We start from the raw sequence: 22,069 nt of genomic DNA, 5'->3' as shown, positions 1-22,069 counted from the left end.
CAGTAAGAAAAGGAAGAACATCATGGGATGGTTTACAGATATCTTTAAAGGCATTGGTGATGCGATCTCTACGGTAGTAACAACCGTAGCCAATACAGTCAGCACCGCAGTGAGCGCGGTGGACGAGTTCATCAGCGATGTGGGTGATAAAATTGCCGAGGTAACAGCTGATATACCCATAATTAATGGCATTACCGCTGCGGTAGCTACGGTCGTTGACGGTGTTACTGACGCCGCTGAAATCGTCACTCACCACTTTATGATGAACGTTGCTCAAGTTGGCCAAGCCGTTGGAACTGTTGTATCAACGACTGGCGAAGTTGTTGATGCCGCAATCGAAGGCAATGCTGAGTGCATTCCAGAAATCATCAAAGACGGTGTTGGCGAGATTATTGAAACCGCCGAAGAACATATCGCTATGCATCTAGAGCACGACATTGAACTGCTGCAGATCCCGATCGACATGGTGTCTGAAGCGTCAAGCGAACTGCTTACTGGCATCATTGGTCACAATGACATTTCTCAAGCTCCCCTACTTTTAGATGATGCTCAAAGCTTTGTGTTCGATAACCTGACTGACCACATTGTTGATCCTGCGATGGAAACCTGGGAAACCGCAAACAACCATGTCTTCGGAAACACAGTAGACGGTCTTTCACATGCAGAAATGGGCATGGGTTGGCTAACTGACCACGTTACTGATCATGGAACAGACCACGGCACAGACATGGGTCACGGTACAGACATGGGCAACGGCACTGACTGTGGTTGTGGCGATACGGTAATGCCAGCAGCTGACGAGTTCATGTGGGTTTAATCCTGCCTCCTCTCAACTGCACGTAATAAAGGAGCAATGCCGCAGAATAATTCTGAGGCATTTTTTTGGGAACCACAGAATAACGGCCACTCAGTCGAGTACGATTAGCTTCAACATATAAAGTGAACCAAAGCGCAATAGGTGGCGTAATGATATGTGATGTTGCAATGCTGTAGTTTCTGGTCTCGCGAGCCTATCGTCGAGACCAGTTTTTTTTCTACTTTCCAATTCCCTTTGTCTTGATGCTCATAGCCCCATGCAGTTTGCATAGAAGGTTGTGGTAGCAGGCCAATCGGAGAACACCCCTTTCACGCCCACATCTTTTGCCAACACATCTAGCAACTTGAGCATGTCGCCATCGTTGTCAGTGACGTCTTTTACGGTTTGATAATACCAACCGCCACCATTTCCTAAATGCCCTGAACGTTCGAGTGTCCATGTAATCATGTTCAGACCTGCTTCTTTCGCTAATTCAGCATACTCAGAGGGAACAATCTGGCCTTTTTCATTTAAATCCACCAGCGCAAACATAGGCGGCGCAATATACTGGACACCAGACGCTTTCATCGCCTTCATGTCTGCTAGCGTCGGTTTCCAGTTCTTATCTTCGTACATTCGTGCATCGAGAAATACAGCTTGTTCTGAATAAGCAGGCTCACTGGCAATCCAATACTTCACATCGTCTATATTAAAGGACTGCAAAAACACGTCCCCAGATTTCACGCCAGCAGCCTTGTATTCTTCCACCGCTTTTTGAGCGTAATCTTGCTGAGTGAAACCCTCATAGGGCATATCGACAACCGGCGCTTTAAGCTCAGGCGTCATTTTCACGCCCAGCGTCTTAAAGAGTTCGATGCTTTCCGCATGAGTCATCAAGGTACCACGACTGGCATAAAGATCGGTCCGCCATCCTGCGGTGCCATCCATGTATTCTTCAGGTGTCGTTGCCATGGCATTTGCGCCGTCCATTTTCCCTTTTAGACGCTTAAACTCTGCAAGCGTAAAATCTGACGTTCGGCATTCAACGTTGGCTTTGTCCCCCGTTTCAGGATTTGCTGGCGTAAAAGGCACACTGCACTTGCTCGCCAAGTCTGGGTGAGCCAGAACATCTGTTGTCGTGTGAAGATCTTTCTGAGAATGACGACAAACCAAGGCTTTGTCTTTGGTAAATGTCACGTCACACTCGACAATGCCCGCCCCCATTTTGGCGGCAGCAATATAGGACTCTTTTGTGTGCTCAGGAAACATCAAGGGTGCACCGCGATGGCCAATCGAAAAATCGCTTTTCTTTGCCGTTTGGTCCAAGCAATTCATCAATTTTTGCTTAAGCGCGCCATCATCCATGTCGAGCACAAGAAATTGAGGCCGAGGGCCAATTGAATAGTCGTCAGATGCCAATGCGCCATTAGCAACAAAAATAGAGGCGAGTAAACCTAACGTCGTAACAATGTTCATTATCCATAACTCCAATAGTGGGAAGATGTGTTCCAAAGCATCGAAATTGGCGATGAGCCTGAGGTTACATCCAAGCGATAAAGACGATCCTTGTAACTGACTAAAGTCTGTCTAGTAATAATGAACGTTTTAATACAGTAATTTGACGGATTGTATTTGGTTCTAGTCACTTCTTAGAAATAAAACAGAACCTCATTTATTTTATTTACGGTTCGGCTAATCAAAGCCCGTTCATTCTTGATTTTCATAGAAAGTTCGTTAATTATTAATTGTATATACGAATTGATGTTGCGACGTTATGACCAAATCCCCCCGCTACCAGCAAATTAAAGACTTTCTGATTCAGAAGATCGAATCAAAAGAATGGGCTGTAGGTGCAAAAGTCCCTACTGAAGCTGCACTTTGTGACCAATTTTCTGTTAGCAGGATGACGGTCAACAAAGCCGTCAGAGATTTGGTCAATGAAGGATGGCTGGAGCGCACACCGCGTTTAGGTACCTTTGTGTGCCAGCGCAAAGTCGAAAGCCCTCTGATGGAGATCCGCAACATCGCGGAAGAAATCACTGAGCGAGGTGGACGCCATCACAGCGAAATCATTACCCTCAGACGAGTCAGCGCATCCGAAAATGTCGCAATGCGGCTAGGCATTATGCTTGGCAGTGATGTCTACAAAAGTGAAATTGTTCATTACGCCGATGACGTGCCGCTTCAAGTTGAGCTGCGGTGGATTAACCCTGCGTTTGCGCCTGACTACCTCAAGCAAGATTTTTCTCTCATCACGCCGAATCAGTACCTCATGGCCAACTGTCCACTCGGCACCATAGAGCACACGGTAGAAGCCATTTTACCCCCCAAACACATTGCGATACTGCTGAAAATTGATACCGACCAGCCGTGCTTGTTATTGCATCGACGCACGTGGAGCGAAAATCAGTTAGTGAGTTCAGCGTTACTGTTTCATCCGGGAAATCGATACAAACTCAGTGCTAGCGTTAGCCTTTAGCCTTTAGCCTTTAGCCTTTAGCCAAGCACGACTTTGCCACTCGCCAAATCCTAGCTCATCATTTTTGGCGCAGTTTGCGTTAACTTTGGCACGCAATGAAACTCTCGTTTCTTTGGAACTTTAATACTTACGTTCAACCCCTTTGAATAAAGACCTTCTCTCACAGAAGGATCGATAACGTAAGTATGGAGTTAGCCGTATGACCAACGTAGATGAGCTACAAGTAGGCAAAAACCTTGTTTCCTTTCAAAGTGAAGGAGAAACACTTTCTGCACTTTTGTATATACCTCAAGAAGTAGAAAGCAACCTTCCACTTCCTGCCATGGTCATTGCCAGACCGGGGACGGGTGTAAAAGAGCAAACTGCTCAGGTTTATGCCGAAGCACTTAGCCAAAGAGGATTTATCACACTCGCGTTTGATGCCAGAGGTTTTGGTGACAGCGAGGGTGCGCACCTTCAAGTGGAAAATCCCTACTCGGTGGTGGAAGACATCAAGAATTCTGTTTCTTACCTCTCGACATTATCTTTGGTCGATACCCAACGGCTCTTCAATGTCGGTATTTGTATGGGAGCAGGCTACGCATATTACGCCACCGCATTGGATGCGCGTGTTAAAGCTGTCGGTATGATCAGCCCTTACCTTAACGCCGCGGAACAAAACATCGCGGCGTTCGGAACGGTCGCCAATCTTCGCGAGTACTACCTCAGTGGCACCAGCAAAGCGAGACAGGATTTCTTTGAAAACGGGGTCGACACATACTTCTCGCCCGTTCCAGAAAGCGATAGTAACGAGGTGCTGCCCATCGCCAACGGGATGAGAGGCTATTATCTTCCTGGTCATCCCGGTGCTGAATCTGCCAATTGGCAAAACAAACTCAACCTTTATGGCGCAGAAGCCATACTCACTTTCTCCGCGTTCAACGTCATTCCATTGATGGATAACATCCCAATGTTTATGGCTCTCGGTTCTGAGGCTTATACGGTAGACAACAGTAAAGACTTCTATGAAAAAGCGTCCGAGCCGAAAGCCTTGTTCATGTTGGAAGGACAAGGACACTTTGATATTTACTGGCGCAAGGAAAATGTCGAACCCGTTGCTAATGCTCTCGCTACATTCTTGAAAGCCAACTAAAGCCAGATTCCCTAAACCATCATGCCGAATCAAACAGATACTGTGATTCGGCATGATTCTGCGTCTTCTCTTCTATAGTAAAAAGAGTCATTAACGAAAGAGACGATATGAAGCGATTTAAACTCAACATTAATTGGCTACTACTTCTGAAAGACCTCAATCACGATGTTGAAGGGTCTTTCCACCCACTTCCGTTTATGACATCGCTAGGTCAATCAGAAAACATCATGTTGAGCGTTGAGCATTACTACGCGTTTTGGGAAAACCTACGCAATAACAACGCAACCTCGGCTTATGCCCTTAGCATTGTGGCGCATCTCCGTCCTGAAACCTTTAGCCCACCACTTTATGCCGCGCTTTGCAGTGCTAATCTCTCTCAGGCGCTGCATCGACTCGCTCGTTTCAAACCCTTGATTGGGCCGATGACGCTAGAAATAAACGAATCGGACATGACCACACGCATCCAGCTCTCGGGCCTTCCCGATCATCAACCTATTCCTGATGCAGTTATTGAGCTGGAAATGGCTTTCTTTGTTCATCTCGCGAGAATGGGAACACGAGACCATGTTATTCCGCACAAGATTGAATCAACCGTGCCACTCATGAATAGTTGTGAATACGAAGCATTTTTTGGCGTTCCAATAGATATTGGGAAAACCAATAGCATCACCTTTCATCATGCCGATCTTCATAAGCCATTTTTAACCGTCAGTGACAGTATGTGGCGGTCATTAGAATCGCAGCTCGAGCATGCGCTAATCCTTGACGGTGACTACCAGCCTTTTACTGCCAGAGTGCGTCGTCTTCTCGCAAAAACAATCCCAGCGGATGACTTCTCTATTGATGCATCCAGTCGTTATCTCGCGGTTAGCCGCCGTACGTTACAACGTCGACTAAATGACGAAAACACCCAGTACAATGCCGTTCTCGCTAGCTTGCGAGATGACCTCGCAAAGTATTACCTCAAATACTCAAAAATTGACCTTGCCGAAATTTCCTTTCTGCTCGGCTACAAGGCGCAAACGTCATTTTTCCGAGCTTTCCAAGCAAGAAACAAGATCACGCCACTCGCCTACCGCTGCCAACGAACCTAACCCTGCAATACTGTGTTTTGATGCCACAAAAATGCTTTCCGGCCACTTATATTTACACCTGCGGTCACAACTTGATCACTTAGCATCTTGAAAACGCCTCGCCATTTGTCTATACATTTGTATATACACTAAAGAGGTGCGCGATGAGAAGGATGTTCACCCACTGCCGATTAGTCTCAATGCACACCGACATTGAACAAGCAGATGGATTTGAAGTGCTTGATAACGCCATGATTGCAGTCGAGAACGGCACAGTTATCGCGGTTGGAAGAGGCCTATCAATTGATGGGTTTGAGTGCTGCTCGCTGGAAAATCGACTCGTTACACCGGGGCTGATTGACGCACATACTCACCTTGTCTTTGCGGGTAATCGAGCAAAAGAGTTTGAGCAGCGACTTAATGGCGCGTCCTATCAAGATATCGCACGTGCAGGTGGTGGCATTCTTTCCACGGTGAAAGCAACACGGGAGTCCTCTCTAGAGCACCTAATTGAGTTGGCGATTCCTCGCGCAAAAGCACTGATAAGTGACGGCGTAACAAGCATTGAAATCAAGAGTGGCTATGGCCTGACGGTCGCTGATGAATTGAAAATGCTGCGAGCCGCCAAAGCAATCTCTGAACACGTCGATATAAACATAACAACCACGCTATTGGCAGCGCATACCTTACCACCCGAATATCAACACAGCGCAGACGCCTATATTGAGCTTGTCTGCAATGAGATGATCCCTAGCGTAGCAGCAGAAAGCCTCGCCGACGCAGTCGATGTGTTTTGCGAAACCATGGCATTTACACCAGCACAAATGGCACGTGTATTTGAATCCGCACTTAAACATGGCTTAAACATCAAAGGCCACACAGAGCAGCTATCAAACCAAGGAGGCAGTGCGCTGGCCGCGAGCATGGGCGCATTGTCTGTCGACCACATCGAATACCTCGACGAGATCGGGGTTAAAGCCCTCGCCGAACATAACACGGTTGCTACATTGCTCCCGGGGGCGTTCTATTTCTTACGTGAAACCCAAAAGCCGCCCATTGATTTGCTGCGCGCCCATCAAGTACCAATGGCCGTCGCGACAGATTTCAACCCCGGCACATCGCCCTTCGCCAGCCTCACATTGATGATGAACATGGCGTCTACCTTGTTTGGCTTAACCCCCAAAGAAACCCTGTATGGCGCGACAAGGCATGCAGCTAAGGCGGCAGGATTGCATCGAAAAGGACAAATAGCGGTGGGCTTTGACGCTGATTTTTCTGTTTGGAATCTTGGTTCACCGGCCGAGTTGAGCTATCAAATCGGGCTCTCCCCGCTTCACTCTCGTTATCTTAAAGGAGTGAAGACCCATGATTGACAAGACAGTGTGGCAAGGTCGTCGTGACGATGAAGATGGCGATCTAGGTTTACGTTTCCATCAAAAGATCCAACCAATGGAAGACGGCACTCCCTCTGGTGTGATGATAATGGGCTTTGCCAGCGACGAAGGCGTCATGCGTAACAAAGGCCGTGTCGGTGCGCAAAACGCCCCCGTCGAGATAAGAAAAATGCTGGCCAATCTTCCTTGGCATCACAATACAATGAATATCTATGACGCAGGCGATGTGCGCTGCGATGATAATGACCTCGCAAGCGCACAAGCCAACCTTGCCGGACATGTTTGTAACGCCCTCAGTCATCAACACTTTCCGTTGATTCTTGGTGGCGGACACGAGGTTGCATGGGGAAGCTTTCAAGGTTTAGCTGAACACTTTGTGCAGCTCAACGCTTCTTCGCCACCTCGCATAGGCATTATTAACTTCGATGCCCATTTTGATTTAAGAACGCCCTCGGGTTCGTCTCAAGATGGCAGCTCGGGCACGCCTTTTGCTCAAATTGCTGATTATTGCCAACAACATGCTTGGCCGTTTCACTATGCGTGTCTTGGCGTCAGTCGATCTAGTAACACCCAAGCGCTGTTCGCTAAGGCCAAAGAACTTAACGTACTGACGGTGGAAGACATTGAATGTCAGCCCTATCGCTTAGCCGACATATCCCACCAGTTAGCAATGTTTATGGCGGATCTAGATGCGATATATCTGACCATCGACCTGGATGTGTTCCCTGCCAGCGTTGCGCCCGGAGTGAGTGCCCCTGCTGTGCACGGCGTCGATTTTCCCATCGTAGAACATCTTGTCCGGCTGATCTGTCAAACCTGCAACGAACATGGACAGCGAAAGCTCACACTCGCTGACATTGCCGAGCTAAACCCATCATTTGATATTGATAACCATACAGCACGATTGGCTGCACGCCTTGTTTGGACAATCACACACAGCCTATCGCAACCCACAAGCCACATTGCAAAAGGAGTGATGCAATGAATGACCCTCGTTTAGATCTTTCTCGGGCGATTCACGCGCCAACAGGTTCCACGCTGACTGCCAAATCGTGGCTGACCGAAGCCGCGTTAAGAATGCTGATGAACAACCTTCACCCTGACGTGGCCGAGCACCCTCATGCGCTGGTGGTGTATGGCGGTATCGGGCGAGCGGCAAGAAACTGGCAATGCTTCGATAAGATCATCGAAGTGCTGACCCGATTGGAAGATAACGAGACGCTGTTGGTTCAGTCCGGCAAACCTGTCGGTGTGTTTCCAACGCATCGAGATGCGCCACGCGTGCTGATTGCGAACTCGAATTTGGTACCGCACTGGGCAAACTGGGAACACTTCAACGAGCTCGATAAGCAAGGCTTGATGATGTATGGACAAATGACAGCGGGCAGTTGGATTTACATTGGCTCACAAGGCATTGTTCAAGGAACATATGAAACCTTCGTTGCGGTTGCCCAAAAGCATTTCAGTGGCAGCGCAAAAGGCCGCTGGATTCTCACGGGCGGCTTAGGCGGCATGGGCGGCGCGCAACCCCTCGCAGCAACCATGGCAGGGTTTTCAATGATTGCGGTTGATTGCGATGAAAGCCGTATCGACTATCGACTTCGTACAGGCTACATCGACAAAAAGGCCGTCAACCTCGATGACGCTTTATCACTGCTGCAGCAATCCATTGACGACAATAAACCCACCTCAATTGGCTTGCTGGGTAATGCCGCTGATGTCTTCACAGAACTGGTTGAGCGCGGAATCACGCCAGATGTAGTCACAGACCAAACATCCGCGCACGACCCTCTGAATGGCTACCTGCCGAAAGGTTGGAGCATGGAATATGCTGCTGAACAGAGAAAGATAGATGAAGCCGGCGTCGTAGAAGCTGCAAAGTCTTCCATGGCTGAACAAGTAAACGCCATGCTGACATTGCAAAGTCGCGGAGCAGCAACATTAGATTACGGCAATAACATACGCCAAATGGCACTGGAAAAAGGTGTAGAAAACGCCTTTGATTTTCCGGGTTTTGTTCCAACATATATTCGCCCATTGTTTTGCCAAGGCATTGGCCCCTTCCGCTGGGTGGCACTCTCAGGCGATCCTGAAGATATATACAAAACCGACCAGAAGGTAAAAGAGCTGATCCCAGACAACCCACACCTTCATCAATGGCTTGATATGGCACGAGAGCGCATTCAGTTCCAAGGTCTGCCTGCTCGTATCTGCTGGGTTGGCTTAAAAGATCGTGCTCGCCTTGGTTTGGCGTTCAACGAAATGGTCAAAAATGGCGAATTGAAAGCGCCCATTGTCATTGGTCGCGACCACTTGGATTCAGGATCGGTAGCTAGCCCAAACCGCGAAACTGAAGGCATGCTTGACGGTTCAGACGCCGTGTCTGATTGGCCTTTGTTGAATGCACTACTGAACACGGCATCGGGAGCAACCTGGGTTTCACTCCACCACGGTGGCGGCGTGGGAATGGGGTTTTCTCAACACTCTGGCGTTGTGATTGTGTGTGATGGCAGCGACGAAGCAGCGCAGCGTGTTGGGCGCGTATTGCACAATGACCCAGCCACAGGCGTGATGCGTCATGCCGATGCGGGTTATGGCATCGCGATCAATTGCGCGAAAGAACAGCAGCTGGATTTACCGCTGCTTGATATCCCAAACGTCCCTGTGTCTAAGTAAAGGAATAATCATGAACTCATTGACACTTACCCCGGGTGAATTGACCGTCAAGCAAATACGCGCTATTAGCCGTGAAGGTGTTCAACTGTCATTTGCAAACGGTGTCGAAGCGCAAATGCAAGCCAGCATCGACACGGTTGCAAAGGTACTTTCAGAGGGGCGCGTGGTATATGGCATCAATACTGGCTTCGGCCTGCTCGCCAACACACGAATTAATGCCGAAGATCTGGAAACGCTTCAACGTTCCATCGTGCTGTCACATGCTGCCGGCATTGGTGCATTGATGGACGACAGAACTGTACGCTTAATGATGGTACTCAAAATTAATAGCCTTGCGCGCGGATACTCAGGCATTCGTTTCTCTGTCGTTGATGCACTTGCGACATTGGTCAACGCCGAGGTTTATCCGTGTATCCCGAAGAAAGGATCCGTCGGCGCGTCGGGCGATCTTGCCCCGCTTGCGCACATGAGCACCGTTTTATTGGGTGAAGGACAAGCCAGACACAAAGGCGAAATCATTTCTGGGGCAGTGGCGTTAAAAATCGCGGGGCTCTCTCCCATTACCCTAGGGCCAAAAGAAGGGCTAGCATTGTTAAACGGCACACAAGCTTCCACCGCATTTGCACTCGAAGGCTTGTTCGCCGCAGAAGATCTTTATGCGTCAGCCACGGCCTGTGGCAGCTTATCCGTCGAAGCGGCGTTAGGTAGCCGTCGCCCCTTCGACCCTCGCATTCACCATGTTCGCGGACACGTGAGCCAAATTGATGCTGCGACAGCCTATCGTTATCTCTTAGAAGACGAGAGCGAGATTGGCAGCAGTCACCAAAGCTGTGAAAAAGTCCAAGACCCCTACTCGCTGCGTTGCCAACCCCAAGTCATGGGGGCATGTTTACAACAAATTCGCTCTGCCGCTGAAGTACTCGAAATTGAAGCTAACTCAGTGTCTGATAATCCGCTGGTTTTCGCCGATGACGACGATATTGTGTCAGGCGGTAACTTCCATGCTGAACCTGTTGCCATGGCGGCTGACAATCTCGCTTTGGCGATAGCAGAAATCGGCAGTCTTTCAGAGCGTCGAATGGCGCTACTGATTGATAGCGGATTGAGCAAGCTTCCGCCATTTTTGGTCGACAATGGCGGCGTAAACAGTGGGTTTATGATTGCACAGGTCACAGCCGCCGCGCTTGCCAGCGAAAACAAAACACTGGCTCACCCCGCGTCGGTTGATAGCTTACCTACTTCGGCTAACCAAGAAGACCATGTGTCTATGGCTACGTTCGCAGGACGCCGACTAACAGAAATGGCTGAAAATACGCGAGGCATTTTGGCTGTTGAACTACTGGCGGCCTGTCAGGGGTTAGACTTTCGTGCCCCGCTCAAAAGCACAGCGAAGATTGAGCAAATCAAAGCGGAGCTTAGAGCACATGTCGACTTCTATGACAAAGATCGCTACTTCGCTCCCGACATTGAAAGAGCCAACCTGCATCTATTAGAAGCCAGCCACAACAAATATTTGCCCGAGAAATTGTTGCCGAGCATCTAAGCGTTCAATCGCTTTCAATTGTCTTACCGAGGCCTTAACCGTAAAGGCTTCGGTGTTTTTTGTACAAAAACCGAACATCTATCATATATTGTTAGGTTAGCCACACTTCACTCTCGTCATATTGCGCTACTATTTTGTTATCTCACCAATTTTCTTAGTCTTATTCAGAGGTGTTTCTATGTGGCACTCCCTTTCTGTTCAGCTCACGCTTGCGCTAGGACAGGAGTTTGAAGTCGAAGAAAAAATGCCCATTGATGGTGGAGACATCAATGAATGCTATGTCATAAGTAGCGGTGATATGCGTTTCTTCGTCAAAATCAACTCCCGAGAAAATCTCCCCACCTATGAAGCTGAAGCTGAAGGGCTAAGACACCTTGCCAATAGCGGCGAAGTCTCCGTGCCACAAGTCATCTATATGGGTGTCATCAAAGAGAAAGCGGTGTTGGTGCTCGACTACTTACCAATGAAACCACTGGATTCTGAAAGTGGCTATTTGCTGGGTAGAGATATGGCGAAGCTTCATCAATGGGGAGAGCAGTTGGAATACGGCTTCGATATTGATAACTACATAGGAACAACCGAACAACGCAACAGTTGGCATCGGAAATGGTCCAATTTCTTTGCTGACCATAGAATTGGCTGGCAGTTAAAACTGGCTGAAGAACGTGGCATGTCGTTTGGCGATGTAGATGCCATTGTTGATGCAGTAAAAGAAAGATTGAACGGACACCAACCCAAAGCAAGCCTATTACATGGTGACTTTTGGAAAGGCAACGCCTCGACTACCGTTAATGGTCCTGTCGTGTTTGACCCAGCCTGCTATTGGGGTGACCGTGAAGTGGATATTGCAGCAAGCCTCCTGTTCAACGGATTCCCAGACGAATTCTACAGAGGCTACAACGAAGTTTGGCAACTCGACGAAGGGTTTGAATCTCGCAAAGATATTTACAACCTGTATCACATGATCAACCACTGCTTGCTCTTTGGGGGGCATTATCTGGAAGAAACTGAAGCACTGCTCAACAAACTGGCATTAACCGAATAAAGTCATTTACGTGTTGCGATAAGTTGCATTAGATTGAGGGCGTTAAGCGCCCTCTTTTGCTGTGTGCGCGTTTTTTCCCCTTCGAAGATGATATTTCCAATGATTGAAGCTGCAATTTTTGATATGGATGGCCTGCTCGTTAACTCAGAGCCATTTTGGCAAGACGCACAGTTGGCTGTGTTTAGTGAACTTGGTATCAACATTACCCGACAAGACACAATCGACACCACTGGCATTCGTATTGACCAAATCGTTAAGCATTACTTTGACACCCAAGGTTGGCAAGGCCCAACTTGCGATGAAGTTTGTGGGATGATTCTGGACAAAGTGATCGAGCTTGTTGCCATTCACAAACCGATTATGCCAGGTGTAATCCACGCACTGACGCTATGTAAAGAAGCCAACCTGCGTATAGCATTGGCGTCTTCGTCACCACTTCGTTTGATTGAAACCACATTGAAAGCGCTTGAATTAGAAACATGGTTTGAGCACTGTCATTCCGCTGAACATTTGAAATACGGTAAACCCCACCCTGAGGTTTATCTGAATGCAGCAGATAGTCTCGGTATTTCACCGGAAAACTGTATTGCTTTTGAAGATTCTTTTGCGGGATTACTTGCTGCTAAATCTGCGCAAATGCGCACCGTCGTTGTCCCAGAGCACCTGGTAGCAGATCAAGAACGTTGGGTAATCAGTGATGTGAAACTTAACTCGCTAAACGAATTAACCGCCGAAATGTTGACGAAATAAGACCAATTTGTTGACGCAAAGGGCGAGATTTCTTTTATATCTCGCCCCTTATTCATCCGTTATTCCAATCCCGATCGCATTTCGACAAAACCACACACACCCTGAAACATCCTCTTACGTATACCACTTCAACCACATTATGTTTTTGCATTTAACCATCATGCAACTGAATGCCTTAGCGTAAATGTTGGCCTCGGGTCATAGTTTGACCTTATTTCACTGAGCAAAGATTCTTCACTTCTTAGAATGGGAACACGTGAAAGGTTGAAGGAACAGCTACCTTTTTACCTTCATGTTAAAAAGCTCGCAGTTCAGATAGGGAGTTGGACATGCAAAATTATACAGAGAGAGGAATCGACTGCCCGCATTGTGGGCACAAGATTCGAATTACGTTAGATACGAGTGGCGGCGACCAAGAATTTTATGATGACTGCCCCGCATGCTGTAATGCCATTCACCTTAACCTACAGATAGACTCACTGCACAAGACCATTAACTTATTCGTTGATGCAGACGACGAGCAAATTTTCTAATAGTGACGGCGCACCTATAAAACTAAAAAAGCCAGCGTTCGCTGGCTTTTTCACTTTAATATTCAATAACTCAATGCGTTATTAGATTGAATCTCGTTAGTTTAGCTTGCCGTTTCTCTTGCCGCCAACACGCGCTCGACAGTGTCCACAACAGCTTGCGTCTGCGGATCCACTTCAATGTTTACGCTGTCACCCTCTTTTCTCCACCCCATATTCGTGCGTTGGAGGGTTTCGGGGATTAAATTGACACAAAACTGCTGACCATTGACAGCGCCAACGGTCAGACTAATACCATCAATACCAATATAGCCTTTGTCAAAAACATACTTTGTGATGTTTTCTGGCAACTCCATCCATACTTGGCGGTTGTTAGGCGAATCGATCACCTTCACGACCTCTGCAGTACACATAATGTGTCCGGACATCGAATGCCCACCAATCTCATCACCAAACTTTGCTGCTCTTTCGAGGTTGACGCTATCGCCCGCTTTCACTGCGCCAAGGTTGGTCAAATTGAGTGTCGCTTGCATTAAATCAAACCACACCAAATCGCCTTCAATTTTGGTCACCGTTAAACAGCAACCGTTATGCGCCACTGACGCACCAAGCGCCAATCCATCCAACAGCGGTTTCGTAAAACGAACAGCGTGGCTTTGAAAGTCCACTTTCTTGTCAATATGTACAACTTCACTCGTTGCCTGAACAATTCCTGTAAACATACCCACCCTCAAATCTGTATTTCAAATCTGTATTTCAAACTCTTAGCGCTCAGTGTATGTAAGTCTGAAAACAGACACAAAGCATTCAGCCAATTTCGGTAATCATTACTAAAACAACATCTTGCTCGGCGCTACTCACTTGATGCGGCACCATATGTGAATATTTTGTAGTTTACCCGTAGTATTGATTGCCCAATATCTATACGAACGTATAATGCGCTGTCCTTTTTTCTGCTTCCTTTTTATTTCGGAGTTATAGGTGCAAAATTACCGCCTAGAAGCCAAATCCATCATCAAGTTGGGTATCCCTGTTTTTATCGCGCAACTCGCGCAAACCTCTATGGGTTTTGTAGACACCGTCATGGCTGGCGGCGTTAGCGCGACCGATATGGCTGCGGTTGCGGTGGCATCCAGTATTTGGCTACCTTCAATACTATTTGGTATTGGCATTTTGCTCGCCATGGTACCAATCATTGCACAACTGCATGGTTCAGGCCGTCAAAGCAAAATTCCGTTTCAAGTTCAGCAAGGTATTTACATGGCATTGATCATGTCGGTGCCTATCATCCTAGTTCTGATCAATGCTGGCCATATCGTCAACTATATGGATGTTGAACCTGCTCTTGCGGAGAAAACCATCGGTTATCTACATGCAGTGAGCTGGGCTGTGCCTGCTTTCTTATTGTTCCAAGCATTACGAAACCTAGCTGAAGGTATGTCACTCACCGTTCCTGCGATGGTGATTGGCTTTATTGGCTTGGCGGCAAACGTTCCCCTGAACTGGATCTTTGTTTACGGTAAGTTCGGTGCACCAGAGCTAGGTGGTGTGGGTTGTGGCGTCGCAACGGCCATCGTTTATTGGCTGATGCTGGCAGCAATGCTTCTTTACATCAAAATTAACAAACGCCTTAACCGTGTGGAAGCTTTCACCGGTTTCAGCAAACCAGATGTCTCAGCGCTTTGGCGAATCTTCAAACTGGGTGTTCCTGTTGCTGCAGCCATCTTCTTTGAAGTGACCTTGTTTGCTGTCATTGCACTTTTGATTGCGCCATTGGGCTCTACCGTTGTTGCTGCACACCAAGTCGCGATTAACTTCTCTTCTATGGTGTTTATGTTGCCAATGAGTTTGGCGACTGCGGTCAGTATTCGTGTTAGCCACCAATTGGGCGAGCGTTCAATCGAAGGTGCTGCGCGCGCGGCAAAATTAGGCATTCTTATTGGCCTATGCAGCGCGATTATCACCGCAGCACTGACTGTGGTCTTCCGTGAATCGATTATTGGATTGTATACCGACAATGTTGAGGTAGTTGCTATGGCAGCAAACTTAATGTTGCTTGCTGCTATCTATCAATGCACTGACTCGATTCAAGTTGTCGCTGCCGGTGCACTGCGCGGTTACAAAGACATGCGCGCCATTTTCGAACGTACCTTTATCGCATACTGGATATTGGGCGTACCTATGGGTTACGTGTTGGGTATGACTGATTGGATCGTTGAGCCTATGGGGGCTTACGGTTTTTGGATTGGTATTATTATCGGCTTAACCTCTGCAGCTATCATGCTAGGTATGCGACTGCAGTGGATTCGTAAGCAACCCGACTCCTACCAGTTGGCAATGGCAGAGAAATAACAGTTTAAGATCCTTACTTCTCAAATCCCGACGTCATGTCGGGATTTTTCTTTCTGTCACACGATTTTCGATCGTCCTTTTCATATACTTCGTAGCAACCCACATGAGGGAATCAAAAAGGAAACAGGCTGCTTGAAGATACTTAGATCAGTTGTCGGTACACTACTCGTACTCAGTCTGTTTGGCTGCTTTGGCACTGATCCCGCTGTAGAGTCCTTTTCCACCTATCAGCAACGCCTCGCCAACGTCGTCGACACTGACCCCGTCCCCCTTCAAGACTCTATCGCTATTGCACTGCCTAGAAAGCGCGATGCCGTTTTGCCCATTGGTGATGTGCGCATGGGTCTGCTCGATGCTTACGAACTCAGGCAGTGCGGTTTGTTCCAGTTGATTGCTGATCGAAATTCCATTTTAGGCAAGGTTCAAGATGCCTTTCACCAGTTGGACTACGAGATACGGCTAATCAACACGTTAGCGACATGTTTAGGCATGATTGAAGACCCCGTTTTGTCGGATGTACTAAAAGAGGTTCAAAGTCAGAAGGAGGAACAACTCCCACTGGTTTACTGGAATACCTTAATAGGCAGCGAGGCATGGAGAAAACAACTGACGCCTCCGAGTACCTCACTAATCGCGCCTGGACAGCCGTTTCCTCACAGTGAAGCCTTACTCGCTATCGAGAAATACTCAAAGGCGATCAATACACCCATGACTCACACGGACGTGGTGGCTCTTCAAGAACCCATTGAGAAACAGCGTTACCTCGGCGCACTATTTTATTCTATGGATGAGACGACGCGTTGGCTGAACACCATTACACAACAACTAAAACGCGATGATGCCTTGGTCATATGCGGCGCTAATCGAAATCAAACTCGGCTCAATTACATGAGAAATGTGTTTGATACGTTTTTCATTGGCGCAGTTCAGCCATATTTGTCCAAAATAAACAGTCTTTATCTCGATGTTCAGCCTTCACTTAATGCATTTCATCAACATTTATCGACGACTTCACCCTCATCTGACTTCAATGACGCCTATTTCGGTGGTGAGCATTACCGAAATTTTCAAGATTCTGTCAAAGATCACGTGAGTTATTGGCAAACCCTCTTTGCGCGATGCCACGTAGAAATCGGCCATTCGATCAAAAAATAGACCACGCGTTACTTTCGTGAAACCAATTACTTGTGCTTTGATGCACACAGAGAGAGCAATTTGCTCACCAAAGCATCAAACGAACGCAGAAGCGCAAAAAAGTCGGGTTTTACGCTTGCGCGCCTTCGCCCTACTCGCTAATATTCACCCCGCTTTCACGGAAAGCCTCGCTGAAGTTCAGCAAACGATGCGTCTATAGCTCAGTTGGTTAGAGTACTGCCTTGACATGGCAGGGGTCGGCAGTTCGAGTCTGCCTAGACGCACCAAGCTTTCCTAGCAACAATGTAATGCGTCCGTAGCTCAGTTGGTTAGAGTACTGCCTTGACATGGCAGGGGTCGGCAGTTCGAGTCTGCCCGGACGCACCATTCCTTCCCTAACCAGGATGGAATCAGAATTTGGGTCTATAGCTCAGTTGGTTAGAGTACTGCCTTGACATGGCAGGGGTCGGCAGTTCGAGTCTGCCTAGACCCACCAAATTCCAATAATCGCACTCTCTTTTAGAGAATCCCAATCGCGATTATTCGGGCGATTAGCTCAGTTGGGAGAGCACCTCCCTTACAAGGAGGGGGTCACTGGTTCGAGCCCGGTATCGCCCACCACATTAAAAAGCCTGCTTTCGAGCAGGCTTTTTGCTTTTCCGGTTATTGCAATTCCTCTTAGCCCTATTTGCAACTATCCTCATAATCCTCTGCAATATAATCTCACCCATAACGCTACCGGTTAACCATGATATAGGCATCCTGCTCAGTGATGAATGCATCAAAAGCTATCGAGTGATAAACCTTGAAGCAGCCAATGCTTTTCGAAGTCTCTCCGCTTTTCATATAGCCAACTGACTTCTTCGCCTCTTTAAGCATGAACACGACGGTTTCTGAGTAAGGATCATGTTTAATCTCAAACGTATCTTCATCTTGAACGATTGAATAACTCCCCTTCCCCATAAAAGAAAGTGAACGTTTTATGTATCCAAGATCTGTCGCCAGTACACTGCTCGGCTCGATAGCGATAAGACAAGAAACCAAACCATAGTCTTTAAGACTATTTCTGGCTTCATTCGTCCTTTCTATCGATACCTCTTCAGAGAAAACAATGCCTGAAGTCAGCGCAATAAGTGCCAAAGTTAACGTCGACTTTAATTTATCCATGAATTAGCCTGCCGCCTCATTAGAAATCGCCTTGGCGGTGTTCAATAGGCTCGTTTTGGCAGCCTCGAATTGATGCTGTTTATCCATGATTTGTTCTGCGCCCGATATGTTGATGGCGGCGATGATCTTTCCGAGATAATCCGTGATCGGCACGGCGATGGCCGTTGCATTGTCTGAGCGTGAGAATGCGAAACCCTGCTTCTTCTCTGTTGCAATAAGGTGCTTCAGTTCAGGAAACGTTTGAGGATTGGGTTTGGCGTACACATCCAGTTGAATGGTTTGGTAAACAGCGCTCAATTCAATGTCACTGAGCTGTTGCAGCAAGATGCGCCCCATTGCATTCGTGTGGCAAGGAAGCCGTGTTCCCAGAGGAATATTCACCGACAGCCTTTGAGACGCCTGAGCGCGATAGATATACAGGGTTTCCAACCCATCCCTTACTGCCAAGTGACAAGAAATACTGGTTTCATCCCTGAGCCGCTGCAAGTGAGGGGCGGCAACATCCACCAAATTCTGCCCCGCTAAATACGAAAATCCGCGAGACACCACTTGTGGCCCGATGGTATAGGCATTTCTTGCCACTTTCCGCAGGTAGTTTTTATCGATCAAGGTTTGAACAATGCGGTAAATCGACGATTGGCTCACGCCTAATCTCTCAGCAAAGTCATGGGTGCTGAGGATCCGGCGTTCCGCGTCGTACATTTCGATGATTTCCAGCCCTCTCGCGAGTGACTGAACCTGATAGTCTGCCTTGCTCATGTTTTTCTCATCAGTAAATGAAAATTTCATATTTGAATAAAATATGTGGTTCTTTTACTGAGATGTCCAACTTGATTGTTAATTTTCTGTTATTTCACTTATTAAGGTGAACATATCTCCAGCAATCAAACAGGACGAAACATGCCAGATTCAAAGGAATTTATTCTCAAAGCAACGTGTGATGCATCCAGCGGCATTCTTGCTGCAGTCACTTCCTATCTGGCGGGTTTGAGCTGTTACATCTCTGAGCTGCATCAATTTGATGATGAAGAGAACCAAAACTTTTTCATGCGCGCCGTCTGCCGCATCGAATCACCGGATGTGGAATTAGACACCATCAGAGAAGGCTTCGAAGCACAGGTCAGCCGCTTCAACATGGATTGGCAATTCTTCGATGCCGACGCCCCTACGCGTGTGTTAATCATGGTGAGTAAGTTCGACCATTGCCTCAAAGACCTGCTGTACCGTCACGAGAATGGTGAGTTGCCGATGGAAATCACCGCCGTGGTGTCCAACCACAAAGATCTCAGACCCATGGTCGAACGTGCCGGCATTCGATTCATTTGGTTGCCCATGACCGCGCAAAATAAACCGCGCCAAGAAGCCGCGCTGCTCGACGTAATGGCAGAAACACAAACCGAGTTGGTGGTTCTCGCTCGATACATGCAAATCCTATCCGATGACCTGTGTAAGAAGCTGCACGGCAAAGCAATCAACATTCACCACTCTTTTCTGCCAAGCTTTAAAGGGGCGAAGCCTTATCACCAAGCGCACGCTCGCGGCGTCAAACTGATTGGCGCGACGGCGCACTATGTCACGTCAGATCTTGATGAAGGGCCGATCATTCAACAAAGTGTTCAACCCGTTGGTCACACTTATTCCTCTGACAGATTGGTTGCCGTTGGGCGCGATACTGAAACCATCGCCCTCGCACAAGCGGTTCGACTTCATTTAGAACACCGTGTCTTTATGTACGGCAACAAAACCGTTGTATTCCAATAACCGACAGAGGTAGCCATGCAAATAAAGACGCCGACAGAGACGCCAGTAAAGGTTATTGATGGTCGTCAACTGGCTGATGTATTGATTGAGGAAATGACACAGGAAGTAAACGAACGGATACAACAAGGCCTTTCGCAGCCGGGGCTTGCTGTGGTATTGGTGGGCGAAGACCCCGCAAGTACCATATATGTTCGCAATAAAATCCGATGCGCAGAAAAGGCCGGGCTGTTTTCACTGGTAAAACACCTCGATGCATCCTGCACGCAAAAAACACTCGAAGACGTGGTCGTGGAACTTAACGAGCGCGAAGATATTCATGGCATTTTGGTGCAACTCCCCTTACCTCAACACCTTTCTGAAGCGCGCATTATCAATCTGATCGACCCGACCAAAGACATTGATGGCTTTCACCCTGTCAACGTGGGGCTTTTGTCGTCAGGACAAGCCAAACTCGTTCCGTGTACACCGCTTGGGTGTATGGAGATGCTCAATCGAGAAATGGGTGACTTGTCTGGTAAACACGCGGTTGTGATTGGGCGCTCTAACATCGTCGGGAAACCGATGGCGAACCTACTCCTTCAAGCTAACTGCACCGTCAGCATTGTTCACTCAAAAACGCTAGAGCCCGAAGCGCTTTGCCGACAAGCCGACATTTTGGTGGCTGCGGTTGGCGTGGCAGAGCTGGTAGATAAGAACTGGGTAAAACCGGGTGCCGTGGTGATTGATGTGGGCATCAACGCCATTGACATCGACGGTAAGCGAAAGCTGGTTGGTGATGTCAATTTTGCAGACGTGGCTGAGAAGTGTCGCGCGATCACCCCAGTGCCGGGCGGCGTTGGCCCGATGACCATTGCCTGCTTAATCAAGAACACACTTACAGCCGCAAAGCAGCGCGATATGTAGGCCTCAAAGTACACAGTCAAACCAAGCAATTTTCGTCCAAATAACCAATAAACGGATTGTAACGAGGGAACGTACAGTGCCTTTTTCATTATTAAAATATGGTCTTACCAATGACTATCCCTTTGAGAACGACATGGACTTGCCTGTCCCGACCGATCTCAAACGCCACTATGATGTGGTCATCATTGGCGGCGGCGGACACGGTGTCGCAACCGCGTATTACCTCGCCAAGTATCACGGCATTACCAACGTGGCTATTTTGGAGAAGGGATACCTTGGCGGCGGTAACACCGCGAGAAACACAGCCGTTATTCGCTCAAACTACCTGACGTCTGAAGGCGTGAAGTTTTACAGCGAGTCCGTGAAGCTATTTCAAAACCTCTCGAACGAATTTGATTTCAACATCATGTATTCCTCACGTGGTCAGCTCACACTGGCGCATACCGATGCCACGGTTAGATCGTTCCGACAACGCACCGAAGTGAACAAGCATTTTGGCGGACGCACGGAACTTATCGATCCCCAGCAGATTCGAGAGCTTGTCCCTACCCTCAACATGAACCCAGCAGATCTTCCTATTCTTGCCGGTCTTTGGCACATGGATGGCGCGACCGCAAGGCATGATGCCGTCGCATGGGGCTATGCGAAAGGTGCGACACAACGCGGCGTTGAGCTGCACCAGCTTACCGAAGTGACAAACATAAACACCGAAAATGGGAAAGTCGTGTCGGTCGAAACCAACCGCGGAACCGTCGGTTGTGGCGCGGTTGTTCAAGCCGTTGCAGGGCACAGTTCGATTGTTGCAGCCATGGCAGGTTTTAGAATGCCGCTGACCAGTTACCCGCTACAAGCCATGGTAACCACACCCGTCAAACCTTTCCTCGATCCGCTTGTCAGTTCTTCTGCCCTTCATTGCTATGTGCAGCAAACGGGGCGAGGTGAAATTGTGTTCGGCGGCGGTTCAGATCCTTATCCGTTGTACAACACACGCTCGACACTTGATTTGAAGGAAAGCCTGATCGCCAGCGCGATAGAAATGTTCCCCTTCATGGCCAATTTCAAATTGCTACGCCAATGGGCGGGCACCACAGATATGACCAGTGATTACAGCCCGATCATGGGGCTGAGCCCTGTCGACAATTACTACTTGGATGCAGGCTGGGGAACCTGGGGCTTTAAAGCCACGCCGATCTGCGGAAAAACCATGGCGGAATTGGTCGCGTCTGGCGGGAAAGTGCCTGATCTGATCGCACCATTTTCGATGGACAGGTTCGACGCATTCCGACAAGTCAACGAAATGGGGGCCACGGCCGCGAGCCATTAGGAGTAGTGAT

Annotated in this window: 20 protein-coding genes and 4 tRNA genes; 20 read left to right on the top strand and 4 right to left on the bottom strand. The window is 48.1% G+C overall.

The window, feature by feature from the left end; all coding sequences use genetic code 11:
* Nucleotides 1-22 precede the first annotated feature (22 nt).
* Nucleotides 23-817 (top strand): hypothetical protein, encoded by a 795-nt coding sequence (locus Q365_RS0122585; protein WP_028025491.1) that lies wholly within the window; start codon nt 23-25, stop codon nt 815-817.
* A gap of 246 nt (nt 818-1,063) precedes the next feature.
* On the opposite strand, the gene Q365_RS0122580 is transcribed toward Q365_RS0122585, so the two are convergent.
* Nucleotides 1,064-2,272: a glycerophosphodiester phosphodiesterase family protein gene (locus Q365_RS0122580; protein ID WP_028025490.1), complete on the bottom strand. Its 1,209-nt coding sequence runs from the start codon at nt 2,270-2,272 to the stop codon at nt 1,064-1,066.
* Nucleotides 2,273-2,570: 298 nt separating this feature from the next.
* On the opposite strand from Q365_RS0122580, the gene hutC reads away from it, so the two are divergent.
* The 10 genes from hutC (at nt 2,571) to Q365_RS0122530 (ending at nt 13,421) form a co-directional block, all read left to right on the top strand.
* Complete coding sequence (gene hutC / locus Q365_RS0122575; protein ID WP_028025489.1) at nt 2,571-3,275, top strand: histidine utilization repressor; 705 nt, start codon at nt 2,571-2,573, stop codon at nt 3,273-3,275.
* Between the two features lie 199 nt (nt 3,276-3,474).
* Complete coding sequence (locus tag Q365_RS0122570; RefSeq protein WP_028025488.1) at nt 3,475-4,407, top strand: alpha/beta hydrolase; 933 nt, start codon at nt 3,475-3,477, stop codon at nt 4,405-4,407.
* A gap of 107 nt (nt 4,408-4,514) precedes the next feature.
* Entirely contained in the window at nt 4,515-5,501 is a 987-nt protein-coding gene (locus Q365_RS25995; RefSeq protein ID WP_051563854.1) for an AraC family transcriptional regulator, read from the top strand.
* 143 nt (nt 5,502-5,644) lie between these two features.
* Nucleotides 5,645-6,853, top strand: coding sequence for an imidazolonepropionase (gene hutI, locus Q365_RS0122560; protein WP_028025487.1), 1,209 nt, complete (start codon nt 5,645-5,647; stop codon nt 6,851-6,853).
* The gene (gene hutG / locus Q365_RS0122555) at nt 6,846-7,859 is read left to right on the top strand and encodes a formimidoylglutamase (RefSeq protein ID WP_028025486.1); all 1,014 of its coding nucleotides are present in this window, start codon (nt 6,846-6,848) and stop codon (nt 7,857-7,859) included. The genes hutI and hutG overlap by 8 nt, the downstream gene beginning before the upstream one ends.
* The gene (hutU, locus tag Q365_RS0122550; protein WP_028025485.1) at nt 7,856-9,550 is read left to right on the top strand and encodes a urocanate hydratase; all 1,695 of its coding nucleotides are present in this window, start codon (nt 7,856-7,858) and stop codon (nt 9,548-9,550) included. Before hutG ends, hutU begins: the two co-directional genes overlap by 4 nt.
* Before the next feature lie 10 nt (nt 9,551-9,560).
* Nucleotides 9,561-11,093 (top strand): histidine ammonia-lyase, encoded by a 1,533-nt coding sequence (gene hutH, locus Q365_RS0122545; protein WP_028025484.1) that lies wholly within the window; start codon nt 9,561-9,563, stop codon nt 11,091-11,093.
* Between the two features lie 178 nt (nt 11,094-11,271).
* Nucleotides 11,272-12,138: a fructosamine kinase family protein gene (locus tag Q365_RS0122540; protein WP_028025483.1), complete on the top strand. Its 867-nt coding sequence runs from the start codon at nt 11,272-11,274 to the stop codon at nt 12,136-12,138.
* 99 nt (nt 12,139-12,237) lie between these two features.
* On the top strand, nt 12,238-12,888 hold the full coding sequence (gene hxpB / locus Q365_RS0122535) for a hexitol phosphatase HxpB (protein ID WP_028025482.1): 651 nt from the start codon (nt 12,238-12,240) through the stop codon (nt 12,886-12,888).
* Between the two features lie 329 nt (nt 12,889-13,217).
* Nucleotides 13,218-13,421, top strand: coding sequence for a CPXCG motif-containing cysteine-rich protein (locus Q365_RS0122530; protein WP_028025481.1), 204 nt, complete (start codon nt 13,218-13,220; stop codon nt 13,419-13,421).
* 101 nt (nt 13,422-13,522) lie between these two features.
* Here the strand turns inward: Q365_RS0122530 and Q365_RS0122525 are convergent, their stop codons facing one another.
* Complete coding sequence (locus tag Q365_RS0122525; RefSeq protein WP_028025480.1) at nt 13,523-14,140, bottom strand: riboflavin synthase; 618 nt, start codon at nt 14,138-14,140, stop codon at nt 13,523-13,525.
* Nucleotides 14,141-14,399: 259 nt separating this feature from the next.
* Between Q365_RS0122525 and Q365_RS0122520 the strand changes: the two genes are divergently transcribed.
* The 6 genes from Q365_RS0122520 (at nt 14,400) to Q365_RS0122495 (ending at nt 17,525) form a co-directional block, all read left to right on the top strand.
* Nucleotides 14,400-15,770: an MATE family efflux transporter gene (locus Q365_RS0122520; protein WP_028025479.1), complete on the top strand. Its 1,371-nt coding sequence runs from the start codon at nt 14,400-14,402 to the stop codon at nt 15,768-15,770.
* Nucleotides 15,771-15,902: 132 nt separating this feature from the next.
* Nucleotides 15,903-16,925 carry a DUF3080 domain-containing protein gene (locus Q365_RS0122515; RefSeq protein ID WP_028025478.1) on the top strand — a complete coding sequence of 341 codons (1,023 nt, stop codon included), beginning with the start codon at nt 15,903-15,905 and terminating at the stop codon, nt 16,923-16,925.
* A gap of 189 nt (nt 16,926-17,114) precedes the next feature.
* Nucleotides 17,115-17,191: transfer RNA gene (locus tag Q365_RS0122510), tRNA-Val, on the top strand.
* A gap of 23 nt (nt 17,192-17,214) precedes the next feature.
* Nucleotides 17,215-17,291, top strand: a tRNA-Val gene (locus Q365_RS0122505).
* A 32-nt stretch (nt 17,292-17,323) separates the two neighbouring features.
* A tRNA-Val gene (locus Q365_RS0122500) sits at nt 17,324-17,400 on the top strand.
* Between the two features lie 49 nt (nt 17,401-17,449).
* Nucleotides 17,450-17,525: transfer RNA gene (locus tag Q365_RS0122495), tRNA-Val, on the top strand.
* 114 nt (nt 17,526-17,639) lie between these two features.
* Here Q365_RS0122495 and Q365_RS0122490 read toward each other — a convergent pair.
* Nucleotides 17,640-18,071: a hypothetical protein gene (locus Q365_RS0122490; protein ID WP_245621599.1), complete on the bottom strand. Its 432-nt coding sequence runs from the start codon at nt 18,069-18,071 to the stop codon at nt 17,640-17,642.
* 3 nt (nt 18,072-18,074) lie between these two features.
* Nucleotides 18,075-18,830 carry an IclR family transcriptional regulator gene (locus Q365_RS0122485; RefSeq protein ID WP_028025476.1) on the bottom strand — a complete coding sequence of 252 codons (756 nt, stop codon included), beginning with the start codon at nt 18,828-18,830 and terminating at the stop codon, nt 18,075-18,077.
* 141 nt (nt 18,831-18,971) lie between these two features.
* Between Q365_RS0122485 and purU the strand changes: the two genes are divergently transcribed.
* From purU to Q365_RS0122470, 3 genes are all read left to right on the top strand, one after another.
* A complete protein-coding gene (gene purU, locus Q365_RS0122480) occupies nt 18,972-19,832 on the top strand; it encodes a formyltetrahydrofolate deformylase (RefSeq protein ID WP_028025475.1) in 861 nt (286 codons plus the stop codon).
* A 15-nt stretch (nt 19,833-19,847) separates the two neighbouring features.
* Nucleotides 19,848-20,735, top strand: coding sequence for a bifunctional methylenetetrahydrofolate dehydrogenase/methenyltetrahydrofolate cyclohydrolase FolD (gene folD / locus Q365_RS0122475; protein ID WP_035025594.1), 888 nt, complete (start codon nt 19,848-19,850; stop codon nt 20,733-20,735).
* A 76-nt stretch (nt 20,736-20,811) separates the two neighbouring features.
* Nucleotides 20,812-22,059, top strand: a complete 1,248-nt coding sequence (locus Q365_RS0122470; protein WP_028025473.1) for an FAD-dependent oxidoreductase — start codon at nt 20,812-20,814, stop codon at nt 22,057-22,059.
* Nucleotides 22,060-22,069 lie beyond the last annotated feature (10 nt).

This window comes from Enterovibrio calviensis DSM 14347 (genome assembly GCF_000621165.1).
GTDB classification, from domain to species: Bacteria; Pseudomonadota; Gammaproteobacteria; order Enterobacterales; family Vibrionaceae; genus Enterovibrio; species Enterovibrio calviensis.
This window is presented reverse-complemented; position numbering and strand designations above follow the sequence as displayed.